The organism is Dickeya lacustris, assembly GCF_029635795.1.
Taxonomy (GTDB): domain Bacteria; phylum Pseudomonadota; class Gammaproteobacteria; order Enterobacterales; family Enterobacteriaceae; genus Dickeya; species Dickeya lacustris.
Map to the genome: position 1 here is coordinate 3,327,476 of NZ_CP114280.1, position 26,888 is coordinate 3,354,363.

Genomic DNA, 26,888 nt, shown 5'->3' on the forward strand with positions numbered 1-26,888 from the left:
ACCGCGCCCAAGCTGATTGTGATATTTCTAAGCTGCCTATCCGGCAGTGAACCAGCGTCCAATGAACAAAGCCTTCATCCATCATTTCTAAGCTGCCTATCCGGCAGTGAACGGGGGTTTTTTCGGCCATATGCGATTCCGTTATTTCTAAGCTGCCTATCCGGCAGTGAACAGGAATCAACGTGGCGCATGAGATTTTAAGTCTTTCTAAGCTGCCTATCCGGCAGTGAACAAGAAAAGGTAGCCGGATACCAGCTACCTGATTTTCTAAGCTGCCTATCCGGCAGTGAACACCCGCCCCAACGCTGCGGCAATTTCCGCAGTTTTCTAAGCTGCCTATCCGGCAGTGAACGTTTCATTTCTGATTTGAATTCTGCTTTAGATTTTCTAAGCTGCCTATCCGGCAGTGAAACACCGCTATTGCTCCGTTTGGTATCCGCATGCATTTCTAAGCTGCCTATCCGGCAGTGAACATATCTCCCCGTATTTTCATCGGAATACGTTGTTTCTAAGCTGCCTATCCGGCAGTGAACAGACCGTCGATGGGCGCAAGCCCCGGTGCGATTTTCTAAGCTGCCTATCCGGCAGTGAACACGCTCAACTGCGCAAACTGTTCGCCATCCAATTTCTAAGCTGCCTATCCGGCAGTGAACTCGGATTCACATCCCAGCTCTGATAGCTGGTTTTTCTAAGCTGCCTATCCGGCAGTGAACAACAGCAATATTCTTACAACGTTCCCCGCTTTTTTCTAAGCTGCCTATCCGGCAGTGAACTCGTTCCAGTTAAGACGCCCCAGATTGTAAGCTTTCTAAGCTGCCTATCCGGCAGTGAACGTAGAGATGGGCTTTAACAGCCATCGGGTTTATTTCTAAGCTGCCTATCCGGCAGTGAACTGAATGCCAGACATGAATCCCTGTGATTTAAGTTTCTAAGCTGCCTATCCGGCAGTGAACGCTCCGGCAGATCGCCAACATCCGGCACTACATTTCTAAGCTGCCTATCCGGCAGTGAACTTGAGCAAGCAGTGACATTGGAAACTACCGCTTTTCTAAGCTGCCTATCCGGCAGTGAACCCACCCCTCACAAGTGCCGAGCGCGAGCGACTTTTCTAAGCTGCCTATCCGGCAGTGAACGTATTTCCATTTTTACATATGGTGGAAAGAGATTTCTAAGCTGCCTATCCGGCAGTGAACAGATGAGCGCAGCTTTGCGCATCTCGGTCATCTTTCTAAGCTGCCTATCCGGCAGTGAACTTATTATTCCTCAAAATGGTTCTTTGCCGTTCTTTCTAAGCTGCCTATCCGGCAGTGAACTGTAGCCCGTTGACTCTAACCCGTTGTATTCCTGCCCGCAATTGGCGATTTTCGCTGTCAGACCCTTTTTTTTCGACTATCGGTAACTGATTGATTTTTCAGTATCGAAAATAGCAGCGAAAAAAAAGGGTGTGCAAATAAGGAAAGTCTTTTCGGCGTCATTCACTTTCCTGCTTGGGTTGTGATAGGTTAATTCTCGTTACTTTCCAGTGTATTACGTGTTTTCCAATCAATTATTAGCCTGCGTGTTATTACGCGGGTGGGGTTGCTTTATCACCACCACAGAGAAACCGTTTTATGGATAACGTATTCAGCCCGTCGGATTTAAAAACCATTCTGCATTCCAAACGCGCCAATATTTATTACCTCCAGCATTGCCGTATTTTGGTGAATGGCGGACGGGTGGAATATGTCACCGAAGAGGGGAATCAGTCGTTGTACTGGAATATCCCGATTGCCAATACCAGCGTGGTGATGCTCGGCACCGGCACTTCGGTCACGCAGGCGGCGATGCGGGAATTTGCCCGTGCCGGGGTGATGGTCGGTTTTTGCGGCGGTGGCGGCACACCGCTGTTCGCCGCCAATGAGGCCGACGTGGCGGTGTCGTGGCTGTCGCCGCAAAGTGAATACCGCCCTACTGAGTATTTGCAGGATTGGGTCAGCTTCTGGTTTCACGAAGAGCAGCGGCTGGCGGCGGCGGTTGCCTTTCAGCAGGTGCGCATCGGCCAGATTCGCCAGCACTGGCTGGGCGGGCGACTGGCGCGCGAGTCGCGTTTCGCCATCAAACCCGAACATGTGGAAGCACTGCTTAACCGCTATCAGCAGGGGCTGGCGAACTGCCACACCAGTAACGACGTATTGGTGCAGGAAGCGATGATGACCAAAGCGCTGTACCGGCTGGCGGCCAACGCGGTGAGTTATGGCGAGTTTACCCGCGCTAAACGCGGTGGCGGTACCGACATGGCGAACCGATTTCTCGACCACGGCAACTATCTGGCTTACGGGTTAGCGGCGGTGGCGCTGTGGGTGTTGGGATTGCCGCATGGGCTGGCGGTGCTGCACGGCAAAACCCGCCGTGGCGGGCTGGTGTTTGATGTGGCGGATCTGATGAAAGACGCGCTGATTCTGCCGCAGGCGTTTATCGCCGCCATGGAAGGGGAAGACGAGCAGGACTTTCGCCAGCGCTGCCTGACGTCGTTTCGTCAGGCCGAGGCGCTGGACGTGATGATCGACAGCCTGCAACAGGTGGCGCAGCAATTAAGCCAGGTGGCGAAAAGCGGCAGTCAGGGGGCGCAATGAACATCCTGCTGATTTCCGAATGCAACAAGCGGGCGCTGGTGGAAACCCGCCGGGTGCTGGACCAGTTCGCCGAGCGCAAAGGGGAACGCACCTGGCAGACCGCCATTACCGCTGAGGGGCTGAAAACACTGCGCCAGTTGCTGCGTAAAACCGCGCGGCGCAACACAGCGGTGGCCTGCCACTGGATCCGCAGCGCCAATCACACCGAATTGCTGTGGATTGTCGGCAACCTGCGGCGCTTCAACCCGCAAGGCAGCGTGCCGACCAACCGCACCGAGCGCGATATTCTGCGCAGCCAGGATGAAAACCCGTGGCACAGTGCTGAAGCCTTCAGCCTGCTGGCGGCGATGGCCGGGCTGTTTCACGACATCGGCAAGGCCAATGCGCTGTTTCAGGCCGGGTTGCGGGGCAAGGGGCCGCGCAGCCAGCCGCTGCGCCATGAATGGGTGTCGCTGCGGCTGTTTCAGGCGTTTGTCGGCGAGCAGGACGATACCGGCTGGTTGACGGCGCTGGCCGCTATCCGCGCGGAGGAGGAAGCGGCGTTGCTGGCGCGCTTGCAGCAGGACGCGAAAGTCTCCAAGTCGTCGCCATTTAACAGCCTGCCGCCGCTGGCGCAGGTGGTGGGCTGGCTGATTGTCTCGCACCATCGCTTGCCGATGTTTCATCGATTGACGGAAGGCGAATCGGGTGGAGCGCCGCAACTGGAGTTCATCGACCGCTGGCTCAATGAACATCTCTCGCCGCGCTGGAATGCCATTAACCACCTGCGCCCGGATATCAGCGCGCAGGAATGGCGACAGGTGTGGCAGTTCCCGCACGGCACGCCGCTGCAAAGCCGCGTCTGGTGTGAAAAGGCGCGCAAGTTCGCTGCCCGTGCGCTGAAGTTACCCTCGTTGATGACCTTCGGCCAACTGGACCAACGGCTGACGGTGCATCTGGCGCGGCTGTCGCTGATGCTGGCAGACCACCATTATTCCTCTTCCGATGCCACCCCCGGCTGGCAAGACCCGCAGTATACGGTGTGGGCTAATACCGAGAAAAACGTGTTCAAACAGCGGCTGGACGAGCACTGCGTCGGCGTGGCGCAGAATGCGCTGCTGCTCGGGCGCAGCCTGCCGCACCTGCGCGATACGCTGCCAGCCATCACCCGGCACAAAGGCTTTCGCCAGCGCAGCACCGATGCGCGCTTCCGCTGGCAAGACCGGACGTTTGACAAGGTCTGTGCGATACGTGAACAGGCGGCTCGCCACGGTTTCTTTGGCGTCAACATGGCCTCTACCGGGCGCGGCAAGACGCTGGCGAATGCCCGCATTATGTACGCGCTGGCAGACGAATCCGTCGGGTGCCGCTTTTCGGTAGCACTTGGCCTGCGCACCCTGACGCTGCAAACCGGCGATGCCCTGCGCCAGCGCCTGACGTTAGATGAGGACGACCTGGCGGTGTTAATTGGCTCGCAGGCGGTGCAGGAACTGCATGAGCTGCGCCAGCAGGAGCAGGAAACGCGTGTGGTGCAAACCGGCAGCGAATCGGCTGAGTCGCTGTTTAGCGAGCATCAGTACGTCAGTTACGACGGCTCGCTGGATGACGGGCGGCTGAAAACCTGGCTGAAAAAATCGCCGACGCTGCATCAACTGCTGAGTGCGCCGGTGCTGGTGACGACTATCGACCACCTGATGCCCGCGACCGAAAGCCTGCGCGGCGGCCACCAGATTGCGCCGATGCTGCGGCTGCTCACCTCGGATTTGGTGCTGGACGAGCCGGACGATTTTGGGCTGGAAGACCTGCCCGCGCTGTGTCGGCTGGTGAACTGGGCGGGGATGCTCGGCTCACGGGTATTGCTGTCCTCCGCCACGCTGCCACCGGCGTTGATCCGCGCGCTGTTCGAAGCCTACCTGAAAGGGCGCGAAGCCTGGCAGCAGGCTTACGGGGAACCGGGTACGCCGCTGAGTATTTGCTGCGGCTGGTTTGATGAATTCGACAGCCAGTGCCATCAGCTTGCTGATACCGACGCTTTTGCCAAACAGCATAAGGCGTTTGTCGCCGGGCGTATCGACAAGCTGCAACAGCAGGAGCAGCGGCTGCGCTGGGCGGAAATTGAACCGGTGGCAAGCCCGACGCGAGAGGCGAGCGCGGTGTGTCAGGCGCTGGCGCAAACCCTGCACCAACGGTTGTTTGCACTGCATCAGCACCATCACCAGACGCATTCCGGCGGCAAAACCGTGTCGCTGGGATTGATTCGCATGGCAAACATCAACCCGCTGGTGGCAGTAGCGCGTGCGCTGATGGCGATGCCTTCACCGCCGGATCACTGCGTGCACTATTGCGTTTATCACAGCCAGCACCCGCTGGCGATGCGCTCCCACATTGAAGCACGGCTGGATGCAGCCCTGATGCGCAAAGACCCCGAGGCACTGTGGCAGGTGGCGGAAATTCGTGACGCCATCGAACAGCAGCCGCCGCAGCATCACCTGTTTGTGGTGTTGGCCACCTCGGTGGCGGAAGTGGGCCGTGACCACGATTATGACTGGGCCATCGCCGAACCCAGCTCGATGCGTTCTGTGATTCAGTTGGCCGGGCGTATTCTGCGCCACCGCCAGCGTGACGAGTATGTGCCAGCCTCACCCAACTTTTATCTGTTAAGCCACAACGTGCGGGCGCTGAAAGGCGAGACGGTGGCGTTTTGCCAGCCGGGTTTTGAATCGAAAGACGGCTTAACGCTTGCCAGTCACGACCTGCGGGAGATCCTCAAACCGGAGGATTACCAGACCATCAGCGCCACACCGCGCATTACCGAGCCGGTGCTGAAAAAACCCTTCACGTTGATTTCGCTGGAACATGCGGCGCTGGCAACAAAACTGTTTGGGCCGAAAAACGGGTCGTCTTCACAACCAACGGCTGTGCTGTGGTGGCGCAAGTCGCTGCACTGGAACGGCGAACTGCAGCGGCACACGCCGTTTCGCCGCTCAGACCCGCAGCAGCGTTACTGGCTGCGATTGGAAGACGAAGGCGACGATCCGGTCTTTATGTTGCAGGACGACGGCCCGAGCGGCTGGAAAGAAATCGATGAGATTCGCTCAGTGCAACAGGCCATGGCCGATGGCGTCAGCCTCTGGGTAGAGATGGATTACACCGCGCGTTATCTGCAACTGGCCGAGGAAAAACAATGGGAACTCGCCAGAGTCAGCGACCGCTTTGGTGAAATCAGCATCAGCACCCGCGACAACCGGGTGTGGTGCTGGCACCCGTGGCTCGGGGTGTTTGGCGCACTCAAGTGAGTGCGCCGCTGCCTGTGCGGCAGTTAATGATAATAGTTGATGCATATACTTCTAAGCTGCCTATGCGGCAGTGAAATTATTGTATCGAGTCATATTGATAAAGGCAAAAGTGATGAAATAAAAGATGAGGTATATAGGTTGATATTTTTGTTCCGGCTGAGCTATGATGCGCCTCATCCTTTATTGATAAGAGGCGTTAATGATATGAGGCCAGCTAACGTAGAGATGTTGTGTGTCGCGGTACTTTGTATTGTTGCTGGTCTGCTGATGAGGCCGGTATCTATGACTGTCAGTAATCCACCGGACTCGTCAGTAAAGGCCCAGTGGTTCTCGGTTTTTTCTATAAATATTAACCGTAACTAATCACAATTGATAACACGCTCAAGGAATCGACTATGAGTAGTGAGGGTTTGCAAGCGTTTATCCTGTCGTATATCGAAACCCGAAAGCAGGCCAAGCTGGATGCCTTCGATAAGGCCGCCGACAAACAACGGGCGGCGTTAAGCGGTGAAGCGTTGGCTGCAGCGGAAGTGGCGCTTTTGCAGCAGCGGCGTGAGATTGAGCAGGCCTATGAGGTGCGCACCTGGCTGACGGATGCCGCCAGCCGCGCCGGGCAGATTAGCCTGGTGACCCACGCGCTGAAATTCACCCACAGCGATGCCAAAGGCAGCAGTGTGTTCAGCAATGAGCCTGCAACGGCTACGGATGTGCTCTCCACCGCATCACTGGCGCAACCAGCGATTGATGCCGTCGGCAACGCCGCAGCGCTGGATGTGGCCAAACTGCTGCAAACCGAGCATCAGGGTGATTCGTTGGTGGCGGCGCTACAGCGGGGCGACCACCGCGCGCTGCAAGCGCTGGCAGAAAACGCAGAGCAGCTTGCACAGTGGCTGGCCGGGTTCGGGCAGGTGTTGAGCGATAAACAACCCAGTTCCCACAAGCTGGCAAAGCAGATCTATTTTCCGGTGGGTGACGGCGAATACCACTTACTCAGCCCGCTTTATTCCTCTTCACTGTCGCAGGCGCTGGACCAACGCCTGAACGCGGTGCGCTTTGGTGAGCAGGCCAAAGCCATCCGCGAGGCCCGGTATGAGAAGCGCTGGCACGATGAGATTTATGTCAGCTACCCCGGTATTGCAGTGCAGAATATGGGCGGCACCAAGCCGCAAAATATTTCCGCGCTTAATTCTGCCCGCAGTGGTCGCTCCTATCTGCTCAGCAGTGCGCCGTCACAGTGGCTCAGCCAAATCAAACTGCCGCTGGAGCATGACACCATCTTCCGTGAACGGGGTGAGGTGGATGCACTGACCTACACTGCGCGCCGGGAGCTGCAGCAATTCCTGCTCAGCGTCAAAGAGGTGGACAACAACCGCGATATTCGCAACCAGCGCAGGCGTTACCTCGACCGGTTGATCAACGCCCTATTTGACTATGTCGCCACGGTACAAAACCTGGGCAAGGCGGGCTGGAGCACGTATTCCCAACTGAATGTCCCTCTGCAACTGTGGCTTGACCCAAGGCGCTGCCAGCATGATGACGCTTTTCGTTATGCACGCGAAGGAGGGGACTGGAAGGAACAGGTCGCCCATGAATTTGGCCAGTGGCTAAATGATCGATTGCAGCACAAAAAACTGATTTTCGGCGAGGTGGAACGCCGCGAGTGGTCCACCGCCGCGCTGTTTAAGCAGCGCCTGCGGGAAACCGAACGCGCGCTGAAGGAGGAACTGGCATGAGTAGCCTGATGATTTTGCGACGTATTGTAGTGGAAAACGCCAACGCCATTGCCGGGCACACCTACGGTTTTCCTGCCATCAGCCATTTTCTCGGCTTTACCCATGCGTTGTCGCGCCAGTTGCAGGCATCCCACGGTTTGCGGCTGGAAGGCTGCGGTGTGGTGTGCCATCAGCATCAGGTTCACGCTTACGGCAACGGCTGGAACCGCAGCTTTGCGCTGACGCGTAACCCGCTGACCAAAGAGGAAAAAACCGCCGCTTTTAACGAAGAGGGGCGAATGCACCTCACCGTGTCGCTGCTTATCGAATGCCACGGCATGTTGCCCGGTGAAGACGGGCGTGAGGCGCTTCGCCAGCAGGTGCAGCAACAGGTACAACAACAGCGGCTGGCGGGCGGGCTGATTGTGGATATCGAACAGGTAAGCTTCCATGACATCCCTGCCAATGGCACTGCCACCCGCAGCCTGATGCGCCGTTTACTGCCGGGCTTTGTGCTGGTAGACCGCACGGCGCTGTTATCGTCGCATCTTGACACCCTGCAACAGACCAACCCGCAGGCGGACATGCTGGATGCCTGGCTGGATTTCGCTGCCCTGAAATATCAGGCAGTCCGTTCCCCGGATGAGGCGGTAAGCTGGCAGCCATTGCCGAAACCGCAAGGCGGCTATCTGGTGCCGCTGATGACCGGCTACCGCGCCATTTCACCGTTGTACAACCCCGGCGAGGTGGCGAAAACCCGCGACCCGTCCACCCCGTTCTGTTTTGCCGAAGCCATTTACGGCGTTGGCGAGTGGCGTGGCGCACACCGTATTGACGACATCAACCGTATTTTCTGGCGTTACCTCTATCAACGCGACAATCAACACCACACCTACCGCTGCCTGCAAACCGTCAACGACGCAGACAGCGCAGCAGATGATGATTATCCAGAACTTGAATTCAACTACTGAGACAAGGATTGAAACCATGGCAAAAGCAGCAACTACCTTGAAAACTGCATCGGTACTGGCGTTTGAGCGCAAACTGGCGAATTCCGATGCTCAGATGCTGGCGGGCAACTGGCAGCAGGAGAACTGGCAGCCGGTGGTGATTCAGGAAAAATCGGTACGCGGCACCATCTCCAACCGGTTAAAAAATGCCCTCAGCAGTGACCCGGCTAAACTGGATGCCGAAATTCAAAAAGCCAACCTGCAAACGGTGGATGTGGCAGCGCTGCCGTTTGATGCCGACACGCTGAAAGTGGCCTTCACCCTGCGGGTGCTGGGCAATCTGGCGCTGCCGTCGGTGTGTAACGATCAGGATTACCAAGAAGCACTGACCGAACTGATTAACGGTTACGCCCGCGAGCAGGGGTTTGGCGTGCTGGCGGCGCGTTACGCCGAGAATATCGCCAGCGGTCGCTTCTTGTGGCGCAACCGCATCGGCGCAGAAGCGGTGCAGGTGGTGGTGACGCACGAGGATAAGCGCTGGGAATTCAATGGCGAAGACTACTCACTGCGCCAGTTTAGCCAACCTTCAGGCGCACTGGCCGAACTGGCCCACGCCATTGAGCAGGCGCTGGCGGGCAGCGATTCGGCGTTTTTCCGTGTGGAAGCGCAGGTGAAACTGGGCAATGGGCAGGAGGTGTTCCCGTCCCAAGAACTGGTGCTGGATGAGCGCGCCCGCAACGGCAAGAGCAAAATTCTGTATCAGGTTAACGGCGTGGCGGCGATGCATTCCCAGAAAATCGGCAATGCGCTGCGCACAGTGGATGACTGGCACCCGCAAGCGGCAGAAACCGGGCCGATTGCGGTTGAACCCTATGGTTCTGTCACCAGTCGTGGCCGTGCGTATCGCCAGCCAAAAGACAAGATGGATTTTTACACCCTGCTGGATAGCTGGGTTATCAAGGGCAACGTGCCAGACGTGGCGCAGCAGCACTACGTGATCGCCACACTGATTCGCGGCGGGGTGTTTGGCGAAAAAGGTGAGTAACCCTATGGACTACTATATCGAGATTCGGGTGTTGCCTGACCTGGAGTTCAGCGCGGTGCAGTTACTAAGTGCGCTGTTTGCCAAGCTGCACCGGGCGCTGGGGCAGCACGCAACGGGTGCCATCGGCGTGAGCTTCCCGGAGGTGGGCAAAACGCTGGGTGCGCGGCTGCGGTTGCACGGCAGCGTGCAGGCATTGACGGCACTGGAACAAACCGGCTGGCGCACAGGGCTGCGCGACTATAGCACCATCACCGAGGCACTACCGGTGCCAGCGGGGGCGCAGTACCGCACCGTGCGCCGGGTGCAGGTGAAAAGCAGCGCCGAGCGCCTGCGCCGCCGGGCGGTGAGTAAAGGCCGAATGACTGCGGATGAAGCCGATGCCCGCATTCCCTATGCGGTGGAAAAACGCACCTCGCTGCCGTATTTGCCGCTGCGTAGCCTTTCCAGCGGACAAACGTTTTTACTGTTTGTCGAGCACGGCCCGCTGCAGGACAAACCGGTCGCCGGTGTGTTCTCCAGCTACGGCTTAAGCGCGACCGCCACCATCCCGTGGTTTTGACCCTTTTTTGCGGCCAGTTGTAACGTATTGATTTTTAATACCGCAATTTGACCGCCAGAAAAAAGGGTTTTTCCGGGAAAATGGCAATTTTTCTTTAACAATCAGGTGATAAGCGATTATTCGCTACAGTTCACTGCCGGATAGGCAGCTTAGAAAGTCTGGAATGAGGTAATAATACATTTCTACTCGTTCACTGCCGGATAGGCAGCTTAGAAAACGACCTGACGCCGGATTTCCGGCGATTTCAAGTTCACTGCCGGATAGGCAGCTTAGAAAGACAGAAACCTAACTGGAATCGTTGGGGACTGGTTCACTGCCGGATAGGCAGCTTAGAAATGTTTGAGGCGGCCAGAGATTAGCGCCCGTGGGTTCACTGCCGGATAGGCAGCTTAGAAAGTAGACAGGCACGGCAGGCACATACTTCAGGGGTTCACTGCCGGATAGGCAGCTTAGAAAATCGATACCATTACACCATCCCCCCGAACCAGGTTCACTGCCGGATAGGCAGCTTAGAAAAGCTTGCTGGGGATAAACCAGAGTAAGATGGTGTTCACTGCCGGATAGGCAGCTTAGAAAAAAGGGCGACATGAATGGTTAGCGCTATTCTCGTTCACTGCCGGATAGGCAGCTTAGAAACGGCTGCAGTGGAGCGTTGCCCTTGCTTGTTGGTTCACTGCCGGATAGGCAGCTTAGAAAGGCGTGAGAGCGCAGGAATCAACGAAGAGAGCGTTCACTGCCGGATAGGCAGCTTAGAAAAGCATTGATTACGATTGGCTGGGCTACGGGAAGTTCACTGCCGAGTAGGCAGCTTAGAAAGGACACCTGCGCATCGCCGGACACCCGCGCATGTTCACTGCCGAGTAGGCAGCTTAGAAAGAACAGCGGTTATGACGCTGTAACCCTGGCCAGTTCACTGCCGCACAGGCAGCTTAGAAAGCCTTCTGGCACTCGACAAAAGCGTTTCACTTGTTCACTGCCGCACAGGCAGCTTAGAAAAAGCAATCTCACCCTCGCTGGGGCCGATAAATGTTCACTGCCGGATAGGCAGCTTAGAAAAGCCCTAGAAGGTGACGGCTCACAGGCTTGGCGTTCACTGCCGGATAGGCAGCTTAGGAAGCTGGCTGTGGCAGCGCATTAATGCTGCCAACGTTCACTGCCGCACAGGCAGCGCTTGACGGGTTTACTGGCGTTAAAACTACGCTGAGGTGGGCGACTTCGCCGGATGCACGGCATGGATGCCGTGCAAGCCCATTCCGCGTCTGACAAAAACGCCGGGAGCGTTTTTGAACAGCGTTTACGCTGGCCCGAAGGGCGAGCCCCAGGGATGGGGCGAGTAAACGCGTAATGGGCGGTCCGAACAGCGAAGGCACCGCGCAGCGGCGTAGTTTAGCCATCAAGCCAGAGGTCAAGGAGAGGTGGCGCTTGCACCTCTCCTTGTCGTGCGTGCGATGATGTGGCAAAGAAGCGACTCGGTTTATCCCGCACGAAATCACCCTCCGTCCCCACATACATTCGACAAGCACATTCGCCAGCAGCACCCCGGCTGTTTACCAACAGCCCGAAAACGTTACTCTACCGTCAACACTGCTACCGCCTGTTTGCGCTGTTTGATGGCGTAACCCGCCCCCAGAGCCAGTAGCCAGAAGGGAATAAGCCAGACGGAGATTTGGATGCCCGGCGTCATCGCCATAATGACCAGAATACCGGCCAGAAACAGCAGGCAGATAAGGTTGGTGAGCGGGTAGCCAAGGCTTTTAAAGCGCGTTTCCTGCCCGGCACGCTGTTTGGCCTGGCGGAATTTCAGATGGGTGATGCTGATCATTGCCCAGTTGATCACCAGCGCGGAAACCACCAGCGCCATCAGCAATTCAAAGGCTTTGCCCGGCATCAGGTAGTTAATCAGCACGCACAGTGCCGTCGCCAGCGCCGAGACCGCTAGTGAGATAAGCGGAATGCCGCGCGCGTTGACACGCAGCAGTGCGCGCGGCGCGTTACCTTGCTGCGCCAGCCCAAACAGCATGCGGCTGTTGCAGTAAACGCAACTGTTGTAAACCGACAGCGCGGCGGAGAGCACCACCAGATTGAGGATATTCGCCACCAGCGAACTGTCCAGCGCCTGAAAAATCAGTACAAACGGGCTGCCGCCTTCCACCACTTTCTGCCACGGGTAGAGTGAGAGCAGCACTGCCAGCGCTCCCACATAAAACAGCAAAATCCGGTAGATAACCTGATTGGTGGCGCGGGGAATACTTCTTGCCGGGTCATCGGCTTCGGCGGCCGTGATACCGACCAGCTCCAGCCCGCCAAACGAAAACATGATGACCGCCATGGCCATCACCATACCGCTGAGGCCATTAGGAAAAAAGCCGCCCTGCTGCCACAGGTTGGTGATGCTGGCCTGCGGCCCACCGAGGCCGCTGAACAGCAGGTAGCCGCCAAAGGCAATCATCCCAAGAATAGCGACGACTTTGATGATGGCAAACCAGAATTCCAGTTCACCATAGACTTTAACGTTGGTGAGATTGATGGCATTTATCGCCACGAAAAAAATCGCCGCTGACACCCAGGTGGGCACGTGCGGCCACCAATATTGAATGTAAATGCCCACGGCGCTCAGTTCCGCCATGCTCACCAGAACATACAATACCCAGTAATTCCAGCCCGACATAAACCCGGCAAAACCGCTCCAGTAGCGGTGTGCGAAATGGCTGAACGAACCTGCGACCGGTTCCTCCACCACCATTTCCCCTAGCTGTCGCATAATGAAAAACGCGATAACGCCGGCGATGGCATAACCGAGTAAAACAGACGGCCCGGCCATGCGAATCGTTTGGGCAATGCCGAGAAAGAGCCCGGTGCCCACGGCGCCGCCGAGCGCGATAAGCTGTATGTGGCGGTTTTTTAACCCGCGCTTAAGCTGAGGTTGCTGCTGTGTATCCATCCTTTGCCCCCAAAAACAGACGGTGATTGTTATGATGTTGCCTGCAACACAGCAATTATCGGGCCAATTGGATTGCTGGCTGTCGCGGTTGTGCGCGGGCGGCGCGTTAACCGGCTGAATCACGATAGAAAAATCGCGGCGCGCGTTTCTTGCGCTTATGGCGGGCGTGTGGATTTTTTGTGCATCAATAACGGGTTTTTGGCAAAAATTGAGCCAAAATAACCACCTTAATACACAACCATGAACCAGTATGGTGCAGTGCGGCGTGGTAAAAAATCGCCAGTGCGATGACGATGTTACATAACGGGCTTCCGGTGGCAAAAAAAGCTGTTAGTCTGTTATTTTTGTGACTTTTGGCAAGGCAGGGCTATGTACCACATTGATGATTTCGACCTGAAAATGCTGACACTGCTACAGGCCAACGGACGCCTTACCAATCAGGAGTTGAGTGAGCTGGTCGGCTTGTCGGCCTCGCAGTGTTCCCGCCGCCGTATTGCGCTTGAGCAGGCGCAACTGATTCTGGGTTATCACGCCCGGCTGGCGCCGGATGCCGTTGGGCTTGAAGTGCTGGGCCTGATAGAGGTACGGCTTATCAATCACACACAAGAATGTGTAGACAGCTTCCACCAGATGCTGGGCGATGTAGCGGCGATTATTGATGCCTATAAAACCACCGGTGATGCCGATTACATGTTGAAGGTTGCGGTGGCTGATTTACATAGCCTGAGCGCGCTGATTAGCCAGATTCTGGCGCGCAATAAAAGCGTGGCGCACCTGAAAACCTCGGTGGTGCTGAACCGGCTAAAAGAGAATGGGCTGATGACGCCGGCGTCACCCTTGCTCTAATTGAGTGCATGAGTTGCCCTGTTAAAGTGCATTTTTCGCATGATTGGTGTAATTACTCATTGATTAATACACGATAAAGCGATTAGCCGTTAAAAAATGCACGAAACAATCATCATTTTTCATTATGTTTATTCAAGGTGTTAGCGCGGTTTAACCTGCTTGTGGCGTCGGGTTTTCGTCGGGCGCGGGTGAACTGGTGCGGTTTTTGCTTGAACTGGCTTATCGTTCGTTGGCGTTATTATTTCAGGCAGACCTTTTATGGACAACATTGTTTCCCCTCAAACCGTTTCACACAGCGCGCTGGAAGATATTCTGGCGCTGTTGATTGGTACGCTGATGGTGTCATTTGGCGTGATTTTATTGCGTCAGGCCGGTGCGTTAACCGGTGGCACGGCGGGAATGGCGTTTTTACTGCATTATGTTACCCAGCACAGCGCGGTGAAACTGTCGTTCGGCAGCGCGTTTTTTCTGCTTAATCTGCCGTTTTATTATCTGGCGATCCGCCGTATGGGATGGGCGTTTACCCTAAAAACGTTCTGTGCCGTGGCGCTGGTGTCGCTATTTTCGGATTTGCACCCGCTATTTATTCATTTCGATCATCTGCAACCGGTTTATGCCACGTTGTTTGGCAACACGGTGATGGGGCTTGGCTTTATCGTGTTGTTCCGCCATCGCGCCAGCCTTGGCGGAGTGAATATTCTGGCGCTCTATTTGCAGGACAAAAGTGGAATCCGCGCTGGAAAATTCCAGATGGCGGTGGATGTGAGCATTGTGCTGGCTTCCCTGTTCGTGGTAAGCATACCGATGTTGCTGGCATCGCTGCTGGGCGCGGCGGTGCTGAACCTGATCATCGCCATGAATCATCGCCCCGGCCGCTATCTTGCCTGATGCATTGCCGAACTTTTTACCTGAGGAGTGTAACCAACCGTGTTCCAGAATGTTGACGCCTATGCAGGCGACCCTATCCTGTCGCTGATGGAGAAATTCAAGCAAGACCCGCGCACCGATAAAGTGAACCTCAGCATCGGGCTGTATTACGATGGGCAGGGGGTTATCCCTCAGTTACAGGCCGTCAACGCCGCCGAAGCGCAAATGCAGGCCGAGCCGCATCAGGCTTCGGTTTATTTGCCGATGGAAGGGCTCGCAGCCTACCGTAGCGCAGTGCAAACGCTGCTGTTTGGCGCACACCATCCGGCATTGAACGCGCAGCGTATCGCGACGATTCAAACGCTCGGCGGCTCGGGGGCGCTGAAAGTCGGGGCGGATTTCCTCAAGCGCTATTTCCCGGATTCCGAGGTGTGGGTGAGTGACCCAACCTGGGAAAACCACATCGCTATTTTTGCCGGTGCTGGTTTTAATGTGCATACCTACCCCTATTTTGACGCCGATACGCTGGGCGTGAATATCGAAGGGATGATTAGCGCGCTAAAACAGCTGCCGCCGCGCAGCATTGTGCTGCTGCATCCGTGCTGCCATAACCCGACCGGCTCGGATTTGACGCACGCCGAGTGGGATCGCGTGGTTGAAGTGCTGATTAGCCGTGAATTGGTTCCGTTTTTAGACATCGCCTATCAGGGCTTTGGCGGCGGTATGGACGATGATGCCTATGTCATTCGCGCGATTGCCAGCGCAGGCCTGCCCGCGTTAGTCAGCAATTCGTTTTCCAAAATCTTCTCGCTGTATGGTGAGCGCGTGGGCGGGCTTTCTGTGGTGTGCGAAGACAGCGATGCTGCTACGCGCGTGCTGGGCCAATTAAAAGCGACGGTGCGCCGCAACTACTCCAGCCCGCCGAATTTCGGGGCGCAGATTGTCTCGCGTGTGCTTAACGATGCTGCGCTTAATGCCAGCTGGCAGGCGGAAGTGGAAGCGATGCGCGTGCGTATTCTGGCCATGCGCCAGACGCTGGTTGATGAGCTGAAAAAGGCGCTGCCGCAGCGTAATTTCGACTACCTGCTGACCCAGCGCGGTATGTTTAGTTACACCGGATTTAGCGCCGCGCAAGTTGATCGTCTGCGGGAAGAGTTTGGCGTGTATCTGATAGCCAGTGGCCGCGTGTGCATGGCGGGCCTGAATCTTCAGAATGTTAAACAAGTGGCAGCAGCATTCGCTGCGGTGCAGTAAACCATCTGTCAGACAAGTCAGATAGCTATGAAAGATTAACCCCGCCGCATTATGGCGGGTTTTTTTTGGATAATAAAAATCTGGAAAATAAGTAATAAAATAATTAAAATTATAACAATCAAATAAAAGAGAATGATGATGAAAAATATTATTATACATTGCGGGATGCATAAAACAGGCACAACGGCTATTCAGCACTTCTTGATGGAAAATAATTCTATTTTAAATAAACATAACATCGATTATTATAAAGGTATACACCTTCCTTATAATCATGTTGAACTGCACACCTCATCTCTTCGCCCGGAAAGAATGACGCCATTTAAGCTTTCCATGCCGATTGATGATTATGATGAATATCGTCGAAAAATAGAAATGTCTATTTCGACGTATTTATCTGAAACGCCTTTTGAAACGTGTATTTTCTCTGCTGAGGGAAACTCTTATATCCGTTATGAGGATGAGATGGCACGACTGCTGGCATTGTTTCCCGGTTGTCATGTAACCTTTGTCTTTTGTTTCAGAAACAAAGAGGATTATTTTATTTCCTATCAGAAAGAACTTACTAAGCATAATCCGCCACCGACTAACGATAGAAATAACTTTGCCTATTCTGGTAAAGATCACTGGCTGCTAGATTATGACAGTAAAAAACAGTTCTTTATTGATGCTGTGGGTAAGGATAATGTTCTTTTTATGGATTATGATGAGGCAATAGCCAGGGATGGGAATGTCATTCCCGAGTTCTTACGCACAATTGGTATATTCGATGTGTTTAGCGGAGAGCCGTGGGGGAATTATTTTCACAATAAAACAGTAATATAATTTATGGTTCAATTCATTGGGCTTCATGATGATATGTCGATGTGCTAACAGCCAGGCTTATGATCTGCTCAGTGAATAGGACTATGGCCGTTATTGCAGAAATGAAAACTACGGTTATCGCTGACTCCCTGTGTAAGGATTTGGTATGAATAAATATAATTTACCCATTTTTTCTTTCATCCTGTCGCTGGGATTCGCGGGAGGGGCCAGCGCGGCGTCTCATCTTGATGCAGTTCAGGAACGTGGCGTGTTAAAGGTATGCACGACCGGTGATTATCGCCCGTACTCCTCGCTGAATGGTGAGGGAGGCTATGAGGGCATTGACATTGAAATGGCGCAGTCGCTGGCAAAAAGCCTGGGTGCAAAAGTTGAGTGGGTGAAAACCAGTTGGAAAACCCTGATGCCGGATTTTCAGTCGGGCCAGTGTGATATCGCCATGGGCGGGATTTCCGTTACGCTGGATCGCCAGAAAAAAGCGTTCTTTTCCAGTACGCTCGATGTGGATGGCAAGATCCCGCTGGTGCGTTGTGTCGATAAAGAGAAATACCAGACGCTCGGGCAGCTTAATCAGCCGTCTGTCAGGGTGATAGAACCCGCTGGCGGTACTAATGAGGCGTTTGTGCATGCCCGTTTGCCGAACGCGCAACTGATGCTGCATGACAATACGACGATTTTTCAGCAACTGGTGGATAAGCAGGCTGATGTGATGATTACCGATGCGTCAGAAGCGCTGTATCAGCAAAAGCGCTATCCCCAGTTATGTGCCCTAAACCCGGATGCGCCGCTTCAGTATGGGGAAAAGGCGTATATGTTGCCGCGCGACGATATGAGCTGGAAGTTATATGTCGATCAGTGGCTGCATTTATCTAAGGCTAACGGGGAATACCGGAGGATTATTTCTGAATGGGTGGCTAAACCAGAGTAATATATCGAAAAAGTCGTGTAAGTTAATGTAATTTAGTGCATTGAAACTTTATGTCAGTGGATTATTTTTTTATTGCGCACCAGAAGCGTATCTTTGCTTACCTTTTGGTGCTTTTTTTCTTCAAAAAAATTGATGGTGCTCGGCAAATTAACTCGATTTTAACAGCCTCATAACGGCGTTATGCTTCTTCACATCGAAGGCTGACTGACCTTCCTGACCCGAATAACTTAAAGAGGCTTATCATGAAATCGATTAAAACTGTTGTTGCTGCTATCGCTCTGGCTACCGTTTCTTTTGGCTCACTGGCGGCGACTGAAGTGCAATCGGCACAGAGTCGCGATCTGGGCACCGTGTCGGCAACAGGCTATACGCTTGATGACCTACAGACTCAACTGTCGGCTAAAGCGGATGCCGCTGGCGCAAAATCATTCCGTATCATCTCTGCGACCGGTGATGATCAGATGCGTGCCGTCGCTGAACTGTATAACTAATTACCGTGTCTTTGTTGACCGAGTATTCCCTCGCTGGTTGTTAGCCGCCTGTGACAAGGCGTAGAGCGAGAAAGCCCGAGCCCCGGATTATCCGGGGTTCGGGCTTTCTGGCGTTTGCTACAGCACGTCAGCGCATAGCGTGCGAGGAAAGGGAAACACTTAACCGACGTATTCCAGATGGGTGCGCAAGGTAAGCCGCGTGATGAGCTCATAAGCGCTCATGCCATTATGGGCGGCGACCTGCTCAACCGGCAGCGGCCCGCCCCATAAAATGACCTCATCGCCCACGCTATCCTGTGCGTCCGGCCCCAGATCAACGGTTATCATATCCATCGAGACCCGGCCTGACAGCGGCACGATACGGCCATTCACCCAGACCGGTGTACCGGCTTTGGCATCACGCGGGTAGCCGTCGCCATAACCGATTGCAATCACGCCAAGACGCGTATCGCGCGGGCTTAACCAGGTGCCGCCGTAGCCCACGGTTTCGCCAGCACGGTGCTCGCGAACGGCTATCAAGTGTGAGGTTAACGTCATGGCGGGCTGAAAATCCCACTGACGGGCATCGCCTTCTCCCAGCGGTGACACGCCGTAGAGAATAATGCCGGGACGCACCTGATCGCGGTGCGCCTGTGGCCAGAGCAGGATGCCGCCAGACGCGGCGATAGATTGCAGGCCCGGTTTGTGGTGTGTGAAGGCATCAAAGCAGGCCAGTTGTGCTTCGGTAGTGCCCGCCTGCGGCTCATCGGCCCGGCTGAAGTGACTCATCAGGTTCACCGGTTGCACCACATTAGCGCAGGCACACAGCCGGGTATAAAACGCCTGCGCCTGCTCCGGGTGAACGCCGAGGCGGTGCATGCCGGTGTCAATTTTCATCCAGACCGTGAGCGGATGGGGCAAGTCCGCCTGCTCAAGCGCTGCCAGTTGTTCTTCGCTGTGTACGGCTGTTTCCAACTGATGTTGCGCCAGCAAGGGTAAGTCATCGGCGCAAAAGAAACCCTCTAGCAGCACAATGGGTTTCGTGATGCCAGCCTCGCGTAATGCCAGCGCTTCGCTGAGGCGAGAGACGCCATAGCCATCGGCGTCGCAAAAAGTATGGGCCGCTTCCAGTGCGCCATGCCCGTAGGCGTTGGCTTTGACAATCGCAATCACCCGGCTGTGTGGCGCGAGTTGCCGGATGCGATGCAGGTTGTGGCGTAGCGCCTGGCGGTCAATGACGGCAGTTGCCGTTTTCATTCTGAGTCCTTAGTGCGTGGATGGGTATCCACAGTTATTCGTCATCATATTGTGGCCCGGCGTAATTATCGAAACGCGACCACTGCCCGTTAAAGGTCAGACGCACAGAGCCAATCGGCCCGTTACGCTGCTTCCCTATAATGATTTCCGCGATGCCTTTCAGATCGCTATTTTCGTGATACACCTCATCACGGTAAATGAACATAATCAGGTCGGCATCCTGCTCGATAGAGCCGGATTCACGCAGGTCAGAGTTGACCGGGCGTTTATCCGCACGCTGTTCCAGGCTGCGGTTAAGCTGTGACAGCGCGATGACCGGCACTTGCAATTCTTTTGCCAATGCTTTGAGCGAGCGGGAGATTTCGGCGATTTACCAGCGTGCGGTTATCTGACAGTGACGGCACCCGCATCAGTTGCAGGTAGTCAATCATGATGAGGCTCAGGCCGTCGTGCTCGCGAAATACCCGGCGTGCCCGCGAGCGCACTTCGGTGGGCGTCAGGCCGGAGGAGTCATCAATGTACATGTTGCGCTTTTCCAGCAGCAACCCCATGGTGCTGGAGATGCGCGCCCAGTCTTCATCGTCGAGCTGGCCGGTACGGATGCGGGTCTGATCAACGCGCGACAGCGAAGCCAGCATACGCATCATGATCTGTTCGCCGGGCATCTCCAGGCTGAAGATCAACACCGGTTTTTCCTGCGTCATCGCCGCGTTTTCGCACAGGTTCATGGCGAAAGTGGTTTTCCCCATCGAGGGGCGGGCGGCGACGATAATCAGGTCGGATTTCTGTAATCCGGCGGTCTTTTTGTCCAGATCCTGATACCCGCTCGACACGCCGGTCACGCCGTCGTGCGGGCGTTGATAGAGCTGCTCAATGCGTGAAACGGTATCTTCCAGAATCCGGTCGATGCTTTTCGGGCCTTCGTCTTTGCTGGCGCGGTTTTCGGCAATCTGAAACACGCGCGATTCCGCCAGATCCAGTAATTCTTCACTGCTGCGGCCTTGTGGGTCGTAACCGGCGTCGGCGATTTCGTTGGCGACGGCAATCATCTCTCTGACGACCGCGCGTTCGCGCACGATGTCGGCATAAGCACCGATATTGGCCGCACTTGGCGTGTTTTTCGCCAGTTCAGCCAGATAGGCAAATCCACCGGCAGAGTCCAGCTCGCCTTTTTGCTCCAGCGACTCTGACAGGGTTATCAGGTCAATCGGCTTGCTCATTTCCAGCAGGCGTTGCATTTCGGTAAAGATAAGCCGATGAGCGCGGTTAAAGAAGTCGTTCGCACTGACGCGCTCGGCAACATTATCCCAGCGCTCGTTGTCGAGCATTAAGCCGCCGAGCACGGATTGCTCTGCCTCAATCGAGTGCGGCGGTAGCTTTAAACCTTCTACCTGACGGTCGCGGGTGTCTGTCGGTCTGGAGGGGGATTTTTTTTCTGCCATGAAACGCGTTCTTTACCGGTTGATTTACCTTTAGGGGTGGGAGCATTGTATATCCGAAAAGCGGAATGACATATGCCTGTCGGTATTTGCAGGCAAACAGGTGAGGTTATTGAGGAGGTTATATGGCTAAACGTATTCAATTCAGCGACCACGGCGGCCCGGGAGTGCTGGAGTATGTTGATTACACGCCGCGTGAACCCGGCTTGAATGATGTACAGGTGGAAAACCACGCTATCGGAATTAATTATATCGATACCTACTTCCGTGCCGGTTTGTATTCGGTGCCCGCACTGCCTTGCGGGTTGGGTACGGAGGCCGCCGGTGTGGTGGTGAAAACCGGAGCGAATGTGAAGCACCTGAAAGTGGGCGACCGCGTAGTGTACGCGCAGGCCGCGCTCGGGGCGTACAGCGAATACCATAACGTACCTGCCGATAAAGTGGCCTTGTTGCCTGATAGCATCAGTTTTGAGCAGGCGGCCGCGTCGTTTCTCAAAGGGTTGACGGTGTATTACCTGCTGCGCCAGACCTATGAAATTAAGCCCGGCGAGGTGTTTTTGTTCCATGCGGCCGCAGGCGGCGTCGGGCTGATTGCCTGTCAGTGGGCAAAAGCGCTGGGCGCGAAATTGATTGGCACCGTGGGGTCAGACGAAAAGGCGGAACTGGCGTTGCAGGCCGGAGCCTGGGCGGTGATTAATTACCGTACTCAGGATATTGCCCAGCGCGTACTGGAATTAACCGGTGAAGCGAAAGTCCCGGTGGTGTATGACTCGGTTGGCAAGGAGACCTGGGAAGCGTCGCTTAATTGTCTGCAACGTCGCGGCCTGATGGTCAGCTTCGGGAATTCTTCCGGCCCGGTGACGGGGGTGAATTTGGGGATTCTCAATCAGAAAGGGTCGCTGTATGTCACACGCCCGTCGCTATTTAGCTACATCACTACCCGTGAAGAGCTCGAACAGGCAAGCCAGGCGCTGTTTACGATGATAACGAGCGGCGCGATTAAGGTGGACGTGCCGGACAGCCAGCGCTTTGCGCTTGAAGATGCCCAGTCAGCCCATCGGGCGCTGGAAAGCCGCCAGACTCAGGGGTCCAGCCTTTTGATTCCCGGCCTGTAAGCCTGCGCTAAAAACAACGCCTCCAGATGGAGGCGTTGTTTACTGAGGCGCTGTTTACTGAGGCATTGTTTACTGAGGTATTGCCGTGCGATTTCAGCGCGGGCTGACTACGCAGGTATTTCATCAACCGTGATGCCACGGGCTGTATTGTAGGGTACAGCGGTATCACAACGTGTGAGGTGCCAGCGTTGGCGTTGTCATCATTGACATTGTTGTTGCCTGCACACATTGTTGATGAAACTTGTCGATGAAACCGATACCAGTAAGCTTATCACCGGGCTTTGGAAAAAAATCTTTGCTGGCGCACAATTCCGGCAGGTCCGGCAGGTCCGGCAGGTCCGGCATGTCCGGCATGCGGCCTGCCGGGTATTTCAGCGATGCACGCGTGCCGTTTGCCTGCGGCGGGCGCTTAATAGCGTCGCAGCGTTTTTTTCTGTTGGTAGCGCCAGCACCAGGCGACGACCAGCGCCAGTAACAGCCACGGCAGCAGTTTGAAGATCAGTATCACAAACCCGCCCAGCCACATCACGGCCGTCGCCACCGCCAGTGCAGCCAGTACCCCCAGTAATGACACGCCGGTTATCACCAACATGATGAAAAAACCGATAACAAAGAAAATCTCGATCATGACTGCTCCTGTAGTGTGCTCCGGGAGTGGCTTATCCCTCCCTTTGTCATCAGAATTACAAGAACCATGCCAAGATGTGATTATTTTATCTATTTGATTTTAAGTGATTTTGTTTTTTCACTGTGCTGCAGTGTGGTGATTTTCGCCAACAATTGGCCAGGAAAAGCGGCGAAAAATACAACGATGAGGACACGGGCGGGAAGCTGCGTGACTTACGCCCCGTTGTGTGGGGCGCAGACGCAGGATATCAGGCGTTTACTATGGATGGACGGCTGACTAACGCCAGCGCCTGTTCGACCACGCGGGCATCTGCCCCCTGACGATGAGCATTTTCGCTCAGGTAACGCCGCCATTGACGTGCGCCCGGCAAGCCCTGAAACAGCCCGAGCATATGACGGGTAATATGGCCGAGCTGCGCGCCGCGACTGAGTTCGCGCTCAATATAGGGGTACATGGCGGCCACGGCATCAAACGGCGTTGGCCCCGGCTCGCCACCGAAGAGGGCAGCATCGACGTCACAGAGCAGGCCAGGGTTCTGATACGCTTCGCGCCCCACCATCACGCCGTCAACGTGTTGCAAATGCTGCTGTGCCTCAGCCAGTGTTTTGATGCCGCCGTTGATGGCTATCGTCAGCGCCGGAAAATCCCGTTTGAGCTGATAGACGCGCGGGTAATCAAGCGGCGGAATTTCGCGGTTCTCTTTGGGGCTCAGGCCAGACAGCCAGGCTTTGCGGGCATGGACGATAAAGGTGTCGCAGCCGCCTTGTTCGCTAACGGTGCGGATGAAATCGCATAAAAACTCGTAGCTGTCCTGATTGTCGATACCGATACGGGTTTTCACCGTGACGGGAATAGCAACGCGCTCGCGCATCGCCTGGACACAGGCCGCCACCAGACTGGCCTCAGCCATCAGGCACGCACCAAACCGGCCATTTTGCACCCGGTCAGACGGGCAGCCGACATTGAGATTGATTTCATCATAACCGCGCTGTTGCGCCAGCGCCGCGCATTGCGCCAGCGCCTGCGGGTCGCTGCCGCCAAGCTGCAACGCCAGCGGATGTTCTTCATCGTTATAAGCCAGATAATCGCCTTTACCGTGCAAAATGGCTCCGGTGGTGACCATTTCGGTGTACAGCAGGGTGTTGCGACTCAACAGCCGATGGAAATAGCGGCAGTGGCGGTCAGTCCAGTCCAGCATGGGGGCAATGGAGAAGCGGCCATACCAGAATGGCGATGAAAGCGATGAAAGCGATGCGGGCGTGAGGTCGGATGTGCTCATGATGCGGCGGGCTCGTTACCTGGGTGAAAATGAGAGGCGTAATATAACGTGATTTAAAGATAGCGCAATGGCTGTTGTAAGCGGTGCCGATCGGCGCATCAGGACATTATGGAGAACCAATTAATTTCTTTTTTATCTATTTCGTCGCGTATAAATAATAGTGAAATAGTCATTTTGGGTGTTCCTTTATATTTAATCTTTATTGCCTCTCTGACTTGAATAAATGTTTTTTTAGGCCACGCTTATTAGCGTCGCCTGGGTTTTTTATTGTGGCGCACTTACTGTTTTTTATTTTAATTATTCATTGTGTGGTTATTTTTATTTATTTCTACTCAATGGTGTGAACTCTATCTTCACGTTCTGAAGTGAAGATATTCCATTTTTATTGGTCATCCTGAACATAACGTTATGAGGTTGAAATGAAAAGTAAACATGTATTGTTGATGGTGATGGGTGCAATGGTGTCAGTGTCTTCATTTGCGGCAGTCAACGATGTGCCTAAAGGTGCGCTGGTGGTGCGTTATGGCGCAGCCAATATGGATGAGAATTATAAAAATCAGGATGGTTATCCGGGAAAATTGCAAAACGTTTCCGCCCTGTGTTCTCAAACGAATTCAGGCGTGGATAGCGCGAAAGTCAAAGCATTAATTATGACTGATACCAAACATCCCAACCCGTTGAATCAGGCTGGTGCCACTAATGCATCAACACTGCTCAATAAAAATGCGACAGTAACGAAAGATCCTCTGCCGAATAACCCAAATCATTGTCTTATCAATAATATTGAGTTGAAAAATATTAAAGGTGCCTGGCAAATCTATGCGAACCCGCTGAATTAATTTTTCTGCCCTGGCGTTACGCCTCGACATCAATATAGAGCGCGTCGTAACGCCAGTATTCGCAGTCGCAGTCAATAATACGGTCATGCTGGTCGCGGTTAATGCGGGTGATAAACAGCGCCGGGCTGCCGGGCGCGAGCTTTAGCGTGGGGGCGGCAACCGGCGGCAGCGGTGTTGGCAGCATGGTAAAACGCACCCGACCGTAACGAATACCGTAGCGAGTGTAATAAAGTTGTGTGAGCGATTCAGTCAGGTCACAGTCCAGCAGGCCGGGAAACCAGGCCGGATTGAGATAATGCTCCACATACAGCACCGCCCGCCCGTCAAGGCGGCGTAGCCGCCGAATGCGATACACCAGAGCACCTTCCTCCAGCGCTAAATGCCGGGCGATAGCGGCGCTGGCGGCGACCTCGTCTGCATCCAATACCTGCGTTTGCGCCTGCCTGCCCTGTTTTTCCGCCATTTCATGAAAATGACTTCTGTGCAGCGGATTATAGCTCAGTCGCGGCGCGGAGATGAACCAGCCGCGCCGCAGTTCCCGGTAGATGATGCCTTGCGACTCCAGCAACGCCAGCGCTTCACGCAGCGTGATGCGGGTGGTGGAAAATTGTTCGCTTAACGTGCGTTCAGAGGGAAGGCGGCCTGCGGCAAATTCGCCCTGGCGAATACGTCTGGCCAGATTGTCACTGATTAGCGTCACGCTCGTGGATTGCATCTTCATCACCATTAAGCCTTGAGATTGTGCAGCCTGCACCATGACAGGGCCGCGCCTGATGCCAGCGAGCGAATTGACCGGCGTCGCCGGTGCGAAAAATGTGCTCTGAACTCTGCCTGTTCCATGGGGGTTTACAGCGGCTGCAACCGCTTTGTCACCTTATCGACATAAAAACGTCATTGCCGTGTGCTGAATTGGCTTACTTATTGCTGGACTAGACCAGAGCAGCAATAGGCCTGACCAACATAGCATCACTCCCTTTTTGATGGAGCACCAGAATGAAAAAATTGTTGTCTTCCGTGTTAATCAGCAGCGCCTTGTTCTCGGGCATGTCACAGGCGCAAGAGCTGGCTGCGCTTGAAAAAGCCGCGCGCGCCGAAGGTGAAGTGAACAGTGTCGGCATGCCGGACAGCTGGGCCAACTGGAAAGATACCTGGAGCGCGTTAACGACGCAGTACGGCCTGAAGCACAGCGATACCGATATGTCGTCTGCGCAGGAGATTGCCAAATTCGCCGCAGAAAAAGACAACGCCAGCGCGGATATCGGCGATGTCGGCGTCGCCTTCGGGCCGGTTGCGGTACAAAAAGGCGTAAGCCAGCCTTACAAACCGAGCACCTGGGAACAGGTGCCGGACTGGGCGAAAGACAAAGAGGGCCATTGGGCGATGGCTTACACCGGCACGATTGCATTTATTGTTGATAAACAGCAGGTCAAAGAGATTCCGCACAGCTGGGCGGATCTGCAAAAAGGCAAGTACGTGGTGACGATTGGTGACGTCGGCACCGCCTCGCAAGCCTCAAGCGGCGTGCTGGCGGCAAGTTTTGCGCTGGGCGGCGACGAGAAAAACCTGAAACCGGCATTGGATTTCTTTGCCAAACTGGCCAAAGAAGGTCGCCTTGGCCTGACTAATCCGGCCATCGCCAATATCGAGAAAGGCGAAGTGCAGGTGGGCGTGGTGTGGGATTTCAATGGCCTGAACTACCGCGACAAGATCAATCACGATCGTTTCGAGGTGCTGATCCCGTCTGACGGTTCGGTGATCTCCGGTTACACCACCATCATCAACAAATACGCAAAACACCCGAATGCCGCCAAGCTGGCGCGGGAATACATCTTCTCGGATGCCGGTCAGATCAATCTGGCACGCGGCTACGCCCGTCCGATCCGCGCGCAATACATTACCCTGCCGGATGACGTGAAGGCCAAACTGCTGTCGCAGGAACAGTATAAAAACGCCCGCCCGATTGCCGACGCCGACGCCTGGGACAAAACGGTGAAAGCGCTGCCGCGCCTGTGGCAGGAAAACGTCATCATCAACATGAAGCAATAAGTAC

The 26,888-nt window shown here is 54.9% G+C and carries 21 protein-coding genes, 1 pseudogene and 2 CRISPR repeat arrays (1 of these 24 cut by a window edge); of the genes and pseudogenes, 15 read left to right on the forward strand and 7 right to left on the reverse strand.

The genetic code is table 11. The features are described 5' to 3' along the window. Window positions 1-1,313: direct repeats of the CRISPR family, unit length 28 nt; unit sequence TTTCTAAGCTGCCTATCCGGCAGTGAAC; it begins 1,047 nt to the left of the window's first position. A 297-nt stretch (window positions 1,314-1,610) separates the two neighbouring features. From cas1f to cas6f, 6 genes are all read left to right on the forward strand, one after another. Continuing rightward, window positions 1,611-2,612, forward strand: a complete 1,002-nt coding sequence (cas1f, locus tag O1Q98_RS15030; protein WP_125260584.1) for a type I-F CRISPR-associated endonuclease Cas1f — start codon at window positions 1,611-1,613, stop codon at window positions 2,610-2,612. Continuing rightward, complete coding sequence (cas3f, locus tag O1Q98_RS15035) at window positions 2,609-5,887, forward strand: type I-F CRISPR-associated helicase Cas3f (protein WP_125260583.1); 3,279 nt, start codon at window positions 2,609-2,611, stop codon at window positions 5,885-5,887. Before cas1f ends, cas3f begins: the two co-directional genes overlap by 4 nt. Window positions 5,888-6,282: 395 nt before the next feature. Further along, window positions 6,283-7,620 (forward strand): type I-F CRISPR-associated protein Csy1, encoded by a 1,338-nt coding sequence (gene csy1, locus O1Q98_RS15040; protein ID WP_125260582.1) that lies wholly within the window; start codon window positions 6,283-6,285, stop codon window positions 7,618-7,620. Then, window positions 7,617-8,570 carry a type I-F CRISPR-associated protein Csy2 gene (gene csy2, locus O1Q98_RS15045; RefSeq protein WP_125260581.1) on the forward strand — a complete coding sequence of 318 codons (954 nt, stop codon included), beginning with the start codon at window positions 7,617-7,619 and terminating at the stop codon, window positions 8,568-8,570. Before csy1 ends, csy2 begins: the two co-directional genes overlap by 4 nt. 16 nt (window positions 8,571-8,586) lie before the next feature. Further along, the gene (gene csy3 / locus O1Q98_RS15050) at window positions 8,587-9,594 is read left to right on the forward strand and encodes a type I-F CRISPR-associated protein Csy3 (protein WP_125260580.1); all 1,008 of its coding nucleotides are present in this window, start codon (window positions 8,587-8,589) and stop codon (window positions 9,592-9,594) included. 4 nt (window positions 9,595-9,598) lie between these two features. Next, complete coding sequence (gene cas6f / locus O1Q98_RS15055; protein ID WP_125260579.1) at window positions 9,599-10,153, forward strand: type I-F CRISPR-associated endoribonuclease Cas6/Csy4; 555 nt, start codon at window positions 9,599-9,601, stop codon at window positions 10,151-10,153. 128 nt (window positions 10,154-10,281) lie between these two features. Next, a CRISPR array of direct repeats spans window positions 10,282-11,269; the repeat unit is 28 nt; unit sequence GTTCACTGCCGGATAGGCAGCTTAGAAA. 451 nt (window positions 11,270-11,720) lie between these two features. On the opposite strand, the gene O1Q98_RS15060 is transcribed toward cas6f, so the two are convergent. Further along, the gene (locus O1Q98_RS15060; RefSeq protein WP_125260578.1) at window positions 11,721-13,094 is read right to left on the reverse strand and encodes an amino acid permease; all 1,374 of its coding nucleotides are present in this window, start codon (window positions 13,092-13,094) and stop codon (window positions 11,721-11,723) included. Between the two features lie 369 nt (window positions 13,095-13,463). Here O1Q98_RS15060 and O1Q98_RS15065 point away from each other — a divergent pair, with 369 nt between their 5' ends. The 6 genes from O1Q98_RS15065 (at window position 13,464) to bhsA (ending at window position 18,302) form a co-directional block, all read left to right on the forward strand. Then, window positions 13,464-13,940, forward strand: a complete 477-nt coding sequence (locus O1Q98_RS15065; RefSeq protein ID WP_125260577.1) for an Lrp/AsnC family transcriptional regulator — start codon at window positions 13,464-13,466, stop codon at window positions 13,938-13,940. A gap of 258 nt (window positions 13,941-14,198) precedes the next feature. After that, on the forward strand, window positions 14,199-14,828 hold the full coding sequence (locus O1Q98_RS15070; protein WP_125260576.1) for a YitT family protein: 630 nt from the start codon (window positions 14,199-14,201) through the stop codon (window positions 14,826-14,828). Window positions 14,829-14,867: 39 nt separating this feature from the next. Continuing rightward, window positions 14,868-16,061, forward strand: coding sequence for an amino acid aminotransferase (locus tag O1Q98_RS15075; RefSeq protein WP_125260575.1), 1,194 nt, complete (start codon window positions 14,868-14,870; stop codon window positions 16,059-16,061). Window positions 16,062-16,199: 138 nt separating this feature from the next. After that, a complete protein-coding gene (locus O1Q98_RS15080; RefSeq protein WP_125260574.1) occupies window positions 16,200-16,886 on the forward strand; it encodes a hypothetical protein in 687 nt (228 codons plus the stop codon). A gap of 145 nt (window positions 16,887-17,031) precedes the next feature. Further along, entirely contained in the window at window positions 17,032-17,811 is a 780-nt protein-coding gene (locus tag O1Q98_RS15085) for a transporter substrate-binding domain-containing protein (RefSeq protein ID WP_125260573.1), read from the forward strand. Between the two features lie 242 nt (window positions 17,812-18,053). Next, entirely contained in the window at window positions 18,054-18,302 is a 249-nt protein-coding gene (gene bhsA, locus O1Q98_RS15090) for a multiple stress resistance protein BhsA (RefSeq protein WP_125260572.1), read from the forward strand. 159 nt (window positions 18,303-18,461) lie between these two features. Here bhsA and alr read toward each other — a convergent pair whose 3' ends face one another. Both alr and dnaB read right to left on the reverse strand, forming a co-directional pair. Further along, complete coding sequence (gene alr / locus O1Q98_RS15095; RefSeq protein ID WP_125260571.1) at window positions 18,462-19,538, reverse strand: alanine racemase; 1,077 nt, start codon at window positions 19,536-19,538, stop codon at window positions 18,462-18,464. Between the two features lie 34 nt (window positions 19,539-19,572). Beyond that, a pseudogene (gene dnaB, locus O1Q98_RS15100) lies at window positions 19,573-20,980 on the reverse strand (replicative DNA helicase). Between the two features lie 122 nt (window positions 20,981-21,102). Between dnaB and O1Q98_RS15105 the strand changes: the two are divergent. Next, window positions 21,103-22,092, forward strand: a complete 990-nt coding sequence (locus O1Q98_RS15105; RefSeq protein ID WP_125260569.1) for a quinone oxidoreductase — start codon at window positions 21,103-21,105, stop codon at window positions 22,090-22,092. 165 nt (window positions 22,093-22,257) lie between these two features. Here the strand turns inward: O1Q98_RS15105 and O1Q98_RS15110 are convergent, their stop codons facing one another. The 3 genes from O1Q98_RS15110 to dusA form a co-directional block, all read right to left on the reverse strand. After that, the gene (locus O1Q98_RS15110; protein ID WP_125260568.1) at window positions 22,258-22,446 is read right to left on the reverse strand and encodes a hypothetical protein; all 189 of its coding nucleotides are present in this window, start codon (window positions 22,444-22,446) and stop codon (window positions 22,258-22,260) included. Between the two features lie 55 nt (window positions 22,447-22,501). Then, window positions 22,502-22,720: an envelope stress response protein PspG gene (gene pspG / locus O1Q98_RS15115; RefSeq protein WP_125260567.1), complete on the reverse strand. Its 219-nt coding sequence runs from the start codon at window positions 22,718-22,720 to the stop codon at window positions 22,502-22,504. A 247-nt stretch (window positions 22,721-22,967) separates the two neighbouring features. Then, complete coding sequence (gene dusA / locus O1Q98_RS15120) at window positions 22,968-23,918, reverse strand: tRNA dihydrouridine(20/20a) synthase DusA (RefSeq protein WP_240632828.1); 951 nt, start codon at window positions 23,916-23,918, stop codon at window positions 22,968-22,970. Window positions 23,919-24,418: 500 nt separating this feature from the next. Between dusA and O1Q98_RS15125 the strand changes: the two genes are divergently transcribed. Continuing rightward, complete coding sequence (locus O1Q98_RS15125; protein ID WP_125260565.1) at window positions 24,419-24,838, forward strand: hypothetical protein; 420 nt, start codon at window positions 24,419-24,421, stop codon at window positions 24,836-24,838. Between the two features lie 16 nt (window positions 24,839-24,854). Here O1Q98_RS15125 and O1Q98_RS15130 read toward each other — a convergent pair whose 3' ends face one another. Beyond that, window positions 24,855-25,559, reverse strand: coding sequence for a UTRA domain-containing protein (locus O1Q98_RS15130; RefSeq protein ID WP_125260564.1), 705 nt, complete (start codon window positions 25,557-25,559; stop codon window positions 24,855-24,857). Between the two features lie 272 nt (window positions 25,560-25,831). Between O1Q98_RS15130 and O1Q98_RS15135 the strand changes: the two genes are divergently transcribed. After that, a complete protein-coding gene (locus O1Q98_RS15135) occupies window positions 25,832-26,884 on the forward strand; it encodes an ABC transporter substrate-binding protein (protein WP_125260563.1) in 1,053 nt (350 codons plus the stop codon). Window positions 26,885-26,888: the final 4 nt, after the last annotated feature.

What these genes read in the sequence shown, in the direction of transcription:
- cas1f (WP_125260584.1), top strand. Translation starts at nt 1,611, where the DNA reads ATGGATAACGTATTCAGCCCGTCGGATTTAAAAACCATTCTGCATTCC.
- cas3f (WP_125260583.1), top strand. Translation starts at nt 2,609, where the DNA reads ATGAACATCCTGCTGATTTCCGAATGCAACAAGCGGGCGCTGGTGGAA.
- csy1 (WP_125260582.1), top strand. Translation starts at nt 6,283, where the DNA reads ATGAGTAGTGAGGGTTTGCAAGCGTTTATCCTGTCGTATATCGAAACC.
- csy2 (WP_125260581.1), top strand. Translation starts at nt 7,617, where the DNA reads ATGAGTAGCCTGATGATTTTGCGACGTATTGTAGTGGAAAACGCCAAC.
- csy3 (WP_125260580.1), top strand. Translation starts at nt 8,587, where the DNA reads ATGGCAAAAGCAGCAACTACCTTGAAAACTGCATCGGTACTGGCGTTT.
- cas6f (WP_125260579.1), top strand. Translation starts at nt 9,599, where the DNA reads ATGGACTACTATATCGAGATTCGGGTGTTGCCTGACCTGGAGTTCAGC.
- O1Q98_RS15060 (WP_125260578.1), bottom strand. Translation starts at nt 13,094, where the DNA reads ATGGATACACAGCAGCAACCTCAGCTTAAGCGCGGGTTAAAAAACCGC.
- O1Q98_RS15065 (WP_125260577.1), top strand. Translation starts at nt 13,464, where the DNA reads ATGTACCACATTGATGATTTCGACCTGAAAATGCTGACACTGCTACAG.
- O1Q98_RS15070 (WP_125260576.1), top strand. Translation starts at nt 14,199, where the DNA reads ATGGACAACATTGTTTCCCCTCAAACCGTTTCACACAGCGCGCTGGAA.
- O1Q98_RS15080 (WP_125260574.1), top strand. Translation starts at nt 16,200, where the DNA reads ATGAAAAATATTATTATACATTGCGGGATGCATAAAACAGGCACAACG.
- O1Q98_RS15085 (WP_125260573.1), top strand. Translation starts at nt 17,032, where the DNA reads ATGAATAAATATAATTTACCCATTTTTTCTTTCATCCTGTCGCTGGGA.
- bhsA (WP_125260572.1), top strand. Translation starts at nt 18,054, where the DNA reads ATGAAATCGATTAAAACTGTTGTTGCTGCTATCGCTCTGGCTACCGTT.
- alr (WP_125260571.1), bottom strand. Translation starts at nt 19,538, where the DNA reads ATGAAAACGGCAACTGCCGTCATTGACCGCCAGGCGCTACGCCACAAC.
- O1Q98_RS15105 (WP_125260569.1), top strand. Translation starts at nt 21,103, where the DNA reads ATGGCTAAACGTATTCAATTCAGCGACCACGGCGGCCCGGGAGTGCTG.
- O1Q98_RS15110 (WP_125260568.1), bottom strand. Translation starts at nt 22,446, where the DNA reads ATGCCGGACATGCCGGACCTGCCGGACCTGCCGGACCTGCCGGAATTG.
- pspG (WP_125260567.1), bottom strand. Translation starts at nt 22,720, where the DNA reads ATGATCGAGATTTTCTTTGTTATCGGTTTTTTCATCATGTTGGTGATA.
- dusA (WP_240632828.1), bottom strand. Translation starts at nt 23,918, where the DNA reads ATGCTGGACTGGACTGACCGCCACTGCCGCTATTTCCATCGGCTGTTG.
- O1Q98_RS15125 (WP_125260565.1), top strand. Translation starts at nt 24,419, where the DNA reads ATGAAAAGTAAACATGTATTGTTGATGGTGATGGGTGCAATGGTGTCA.
- O1Q98_RS15130 (WP_125260564.1), bottom strand. Translation starts at nt 25,559, where the DNA reads ATGAAGATGCAATCCACGAGCGTGACGCTAATCAGTGACAATCTGGCC.
- O1Q98_RS15135 (WP_125260563.1), top strand. Translation starts at nt 25,832, where the DNA reads ATGAAAAAATTGTTGTCTTCCGTGTTAATCAGCAGCGCCTTGTTCTCG.